The 2,722-nt window shown below is 71.9% G+C and carries 2 protein-coding genes; both read left to right on the top strand.

Going from position 1 to position 2,722, the window contains the following annotated elements; translation table 11 throughout:
• The first annotated feature begins 65 nt into the window (after positions 1-65).
• Complete coding sequence (locus tag ACTIFU_RS23355) at positions 66-2,048, top strand: heme lyase CcmF/NrfE family subunit (protein ID WP_439580726.1); 1,983 nt, start codon at positions 66-68, stop codon at positions 2,046-2,048.
• Entirely contained in the window at positions 2,045-2,617 is a 573-nt protein-coding gene (locus ACTIFU_RS23350; RefSeq protein ID WP_439580725.1) for a DsbE family thiol:disulfide interchange protein, read from the top strand. The genes ACTIFU_RS23355 and ACTIFU_RS23350 overlap by 4 nt, the downstream gene beginning before the upstream one ends.
• Positions 2,618-2,722 lie beyond the last annotated feature (105 nt).

Below are 2,722 nucleotides of genomic sequence, written 5' to 3'. Positions count from 1 at the left end.
CAGCCTGGCCAGCCGCCGCCGCCGGCGGCGCTCTGGAACACCCTCACCGCGCCGGCGACGAACTGATGATCCCCGAACTTGGCCATTTCGCGCTGGTGCTGGCGCTGCTGCTCGCCGCGGCGCAGGCGGTGACGACGCTCGCCGGGGCGCAGCTCGGGGAGCGGCGCGGCGCGTTGCTGATCGCCGCCGGCCCGCCGACCGCGATCGGCGGGGCAGCGTTCGTCGGGCTCTCGTTCGGATGCCTGATGTGGTCCTACGCGGTGAGCGACTTCTCGGTCGCCAACGTAGTGCAGAACAGCCACTCGCTGAAGCCGATGCTCTACAAGCTCACCGGCACCTGGGGGAACCACGAGGGCTCGATGGTGCTGTGGATCCTGATCCTCGGCCTGTGCAGCGCCGCGGTCGCGTGGTTCGGCACCAACCTGCCCGCGACTTTGCGCGCGCGCGTGCTTGGCGTGCTCGGGCTCATCTCGGTCGGGTTCCTGCTGTTCACCATCCTCACCTCGAATCCGTTCGAGCGGGTCTGGCCGATCCCCGACGACGGCACCGACCTCAACCCGCTGCTGCAGGACCCCGGCCTCGCCTTCCATCCGCCCTTCCTCTATCTCGGCTATGTCGGCACCGCGGTGGCCTTCGCCTTCGCCTGCGCCGCGCTGATCGAGGGCCGGGTGGATGCCGCCTGGGGGCGCTGGGTGCGGCCCTGGACGCTCGCCGCCTGGTGCGCGCTGACGCTCGGCATCGCGCTCGGCTCCTGGTGGGCCTATTACGAGCTCGGCTGGGGCGGGTTCTGGTTCTGGGATCCGGTCGAGAACGCCTCGCTGATGCCCTGGCTGCTCGCGACCGCGCTGCTGCACTCCGCGATCGTGGTGGAGAAGCGCGAGGCGCTGAAGGTCTGGACCATCCTGCTCGCGATCCTGACCTTCTCCCTGTCCCTGCTCGGAACGTTCCTGGTCCGCTCCGGCATCCTGAACTCGGTGCACGCCTTCGCCAATGATCCCGACCGCGGCGTGTTCATCCTGATCCTGCTCGCGCTGACGGTCGGCGGGTCGCTCACGCTGTTCGCCTGGCGGGCGCCGGCGCTCACCCCGCAGGGCGTGTTCGCGCCGCTCTCGCGCGAGGGCGCGCTGGTGCTGAACAATCTGCTGTTCGCGACGCTCTGCGCGGTGGTGTTCGTCGGCACGCTCTATCCGCTGTTCGCCGACCTGGTGCTGGGGGCGAAGATCACGGTCGGCCCACCCTTCTTCAACGCGACGACCTTCCCGCTGTTCGTGCCCCTGATGATCGCGATGGCGGTCGGGCCGCTGTTGCCGTGGAAGCGCGCCGATCTCTGGGCGGCGCTTGCGCGCTTGCGGCTTGCGCTTGCGGTCGTGGCGGTGTTCGCGGTCGTCTACATCGCCGCGGTCGATCGGGCGCTGTTGCCGCTGCTCGGCTTCGCGGTCGCGCTCTGGGTGGTGCTGGCGGCGGCGACCGACCTCGCGGATCGGATCAAGCTCGGGGCCGCGCCGTTCGGCGAGTCGTGGCGGCGGCTGCGTGGGCTGCCGCGCGGAGCGATCGGCGGGCTCATCGCGCATGCCGCGGTCGGGATCTGTGTCGCGGGGATCGCCGGCAAGGGCATCGCGCCCGAGCGCATCACGCTGCTGAAGCCCGGCGAGACCACGACGATCGCCGCCTACACGATCCGCTTCGAGGGCTCCTCGTCCGTCACGGGTCCGAACTGGACCGGCACGGAGGGCCGGCTGGTGGTGATCCGCGACGGGCGCGAGATCGGCGCGCTGACGCCGCAGCGGCGCGTCTATCCGGTGGCGCGGATGAACACCACGGAAGCCGCGATCCGGACTTCGGGCTTCGCCGACCTCTACGGCGTGATCGGCGAGAGCACCGAGGAGGGCGCGACGGTGGTGCGGTTACACTTCAATCCGCTTGCGCCGTGGATCTGGATCGGCGCGGTGCTGATGGCGCTCGGCGGCGTGGTGAGCCTGTCGGATCGGCGGCTGCGTGTGGGGGTGCCGACGCGGCGGCGGGCGGCCGTGCCGGTGGCGGCGGAATGACGGCGCGGCGGCTGCTGTTCGCGTTGCCGGCGCTGGTGCTGCTGGCGGCTGCTGTCGGGTTCTGGGCGATGCTGTCGGGCATGCAGCGCGGCAGTTTCGATCCGCGCGGCGTGCCCTCGGCGCTGGTGGGGCGCGAGGTGCCGCGCTTCGACCTCGGCGCGTTGCCGGGGTCGAACAAGCCGGCGTTGTCGTCGGCGGACATCGCGGCGGCCGCGCGCGAGGGGCCGGTGCTGGTGAACTTCTTCGCGTCCTGGTGCGTGCCGTGCCTGGTGGAGCATCCGCAGTTGATGCGGCTCGCGGCCGAGGGTGTGCCGGTGTTCGGCATCAACTACAACACGGGCACGCAGAAGGATCCGGGCGCGGTGGACTGGCTGCGGCGGCACGGCGATCCGTTCCGGCGCATCGGGCTCGACATCACCGGCCGCGTGGCGGTGGATTTCGGGGTGTATGGCGTTCCGGAGACGTATCTGATCGATCGCGAGGGCATCGTGCGCTGGCGCATGGCCGGGCCGATCACCGAGCAGATTCTGGCGGAGGACGTCAGGCCGCTGCTCAGGAGGTTCAGGTAGTGGCGGGGGGCCGCAAGGCCCCCCCCCCCCCCCCGGCGGGGGCGCCCCCCCCCGGGGGGGGGGGCGGGGGGGCCCCCCCGCGCGCCCCCCCCCGGGGGGGGGGGG

This window comes from Elioraea sp. (assembly GCF_051860475.1).
Taxonomy (GTDB): Bacteria; Pseudomonadota; Alphaproteobacteria; order Acetobacterales; family Acetobacteraceae; genus Elioraea.
The sequence above is the reverse complement of the archived record's forward strand: the minus strand, read 5'-3'. Positions and strand labels throughout refer to the sequence as shown.